The sequence below is a fragment of the Wolbachia endosymbiont of Drosophila baimaii genome (assembly GCF_028982185.1).
Taxonomy (GTDB): domain Bacteria; phylum Pseudomonadota; class Alphaproteobacteria; order Rickettsiales; family Anaplasmataceae; genus Wolbachia; species Wolbachia pipientis.
This window is the reverse complement of sequence record NZ_JAPQLE010000169.1, coordinates 1-2,405: the sequence shown is the minus strand read 5'-3', so window position 1 is coordinate 2,405 and position 2,405 is coordinate 1. Positions and strand designations below refer to the sequence as shown.

The 2,405-nt window shown below is 34.0% G+C and carries 3 protein-coding genes; all 3 read left to right on the top strand.

Going from position 1 to position 2,405, the window contains the following annotated elements; genetic code table 11:
* The first annotated feature begins 220 nt into the window (after positions 1–220).
* On the top strand, positions 221–1,327 hold the full coding sequence (locus OZD66_RS05325; RefSeq protein WP_182366631.1) for a D-alanyl-D-alanine carboxypeptidase family protein: 1,107 nt from the start codon (positions 221–223) through the stop codon (positions 1,325–1,327).
* A 99-nt stretch (positions 1,328–1,426) separates the two neighbouring features.
* Positions 1,427–1,741 carry a DMT family transporter gene (locus OZD66_RS05320; protein WP_182366633.1) on the top strand — a complete coding sequence of 105 codons (315 nt, stop codon included), beginning with the start codon at positions 1,427–1,429 and terminating at the stop codon, positions 1,739–1,741.
* A gap of 16 nt (positions 1,742–1,757) precedes the next feature.
* Complete coding sequence (locus OZD66_RS05315) at positions 1,758–2,102, top strand: DMT family transporter (RefSeq protein WP_006279756.1); 345 nt, start codon at positions 1,758–1,760, stop codon at positions 2,100–2,102.
* The last annotated feature ends 303 nt before the right edge of the window (positions 2,103–2,405 follow it).

Here is a 2,405-nt window from a genome sequence, read left to right as displayed (position 1 = left end):
AGACATAAGGTGCACATAGTGCAAAAAATTAAACATGAGACGCCAGATACGTGAGTTTTTTTGTCATTTAATCTGTACAGAGAAGATAAACAAATAGCTTCAGTTTCATGGTAAGGGGGCTGGCGAGGTTTGTCAAGGAATTTTTATGCAAGAGATCTATTGAAATGCCCCTGTAAAATTATACTATTAATTAGTGCACTATAAATTTAAAATTATAGATATGTTAAGCAGATTGGTAATTTTGCTATTAGTTTTTATACTTCCTTTTTCTTCATACTCATACCAGTTTAGAACCAAAGCAAAGCAAGCAGTAGTCTTAGATTTAGCTTCAGACTCATTCATTTTTGACCATAATTCTGATGAAAAAATGGCCCCATCTTCAATGAGCAAGCTAATGACTTTATATATAGCCTTCGATTATCTAAAAGCTGGAATAATACACATGGAGGATAAATTTAGAGTAAGTAGAAAAGCGTGGGAAAGGAGAGGCTCTTCTATGTTTTTGAAAGAAGGTCAATCCGTTACGGTGAGGGAATTACTTGAAGGAATTACAATAGTCTCAGGCAATGATGCCTGCATAACACTAGCCGAGGGCATTGCAGGATCAGAAGAGAATTTTGTGGCTGAAATGAATGAAGTTGCACAAAATTTGAATCTGAATGACAGTCATTTTGTCAACTCAAGCGGGTGGCCAGATGAAGATCATTTTATGAACGCAAAAGACTTGGTAATGCTGGCAAAAAGGATTTTCACCGATTTTCCTGAATATTATGATTTATTTTCCGAACAATATTTGACATATAATGAAATTGTACAAAAGAATAAAAATCTTCTACTTTTTCACGATATTGGGGTTGATGGCTTAAAAACCGGTTATACAAATGCTGGTGGTTACGGCATTGTAGCATCTGCAAAACGAAATGATAGGAGAATTTTTGCTGTCGTAAATGGTTTAAACACTGAGAAAGAGCGAATAGAAGAAGCAAAAAGACTGATACAATACTCCTTAAATCATTTTAACACTAAGAAAATATTCGTTAAAGACAGCGTAGTTGAGGAAGTAAATGTTCTCTATGGAAAAGATAGAAAAGTGCCTATTACAGTTGCAAACGATGTTACCATAACTTACAACCGCAAATTGCATGACCAAATTAAGGTGCGTATTGAATATAAAGATATGATACCTGCACCCATTAAAAAAGGTCAAGAAGTGGGCGAAGTTTTTGTAGAAATACCAGGTATTGAGCAACAAACTACACCACTTTATGCAGCAAATGACGTGCAGGAATTGAATTTCGTAGAAAAGTTTTTTAGGATGTTGTTTTAAGTTTGATATTAAAGCAATTCCGAAAGAGAGATCTATTGCACTTTAGTGTAGTTTTAACTAACAATTTCTGTTACAATACAAGATTGAAATGTTACGAAAATGTGCTGGTTGTATTTGTTGCTGTCTAGTATCCTAGAGATACTGTGGGCTGTAACGCTAAAGTTTAGTAACAGTTTTACTAAAGTTGTGCCTTCGATTGCAGCATTGGTAATTATGATCATTAGCGTTTACTTTTTATCTCTTGCAGCATGCTTTCTACCTATTAGAGTATGCTATGCAGTTTCCTCTGGAATATGCACAATTGGAATAACTATAATTAGTGCAACCACTTTCACAGAGAATATTAATTTATCTCAAGTTTTATGTATCGTTTTAATTGTAATAGGAAGCATAGGGCTAAAGCTCTCTATTTAAACCTAAAAATTTATGCATGAATTGGATATATTTACTCTTATCGTCACTAATTGAAGTGTTCTGGGTCATAACACTTAAGCATAGTTATGGATTTACTCATCTCGTACCATCAATAATTAGCATACTCTCCATGGCTCTTAGTACATATTTACTTTCGCTCGCTACACGTTCTATACCTATCGGAGTATGCTATGCAATTTGGACTGGAGTGGGCGCTATAGGAGCTTCGATACTTGGAGTTTACCTATTTGATGAACCAGTTAATTTATTCGAAGTAATATGCTTTATTTTAGTTACATTCGGGATTATAGGATTAAAATTGTTTGATACTGCAAAACAAACTGTTGATAAAATGGAATAAAAGATCCCACTGGGATGAAAGAAGCAGATACTCCATATTGTCATGCAAATTGGAATCCAGACTTTTTTCTATACAGCATGGTGAAGACGGGAAACCGTAACCGTTCATACAATGGCGTCAACTTAAGGAAAAATATCAGAGATTGTGTATAAAATTTCTCTCTAAATTTTTTATCATTAAATTATCCAAAGAGTGCAAGGGACAGCACTTTTGTTTCTATTTTATTGCAACAAAAAAGTTTAAAATGTGTCTTTTTTAGGTGAGGCATGCAAAAAGGAAAAGATCTTATCTTACAAATTAAAA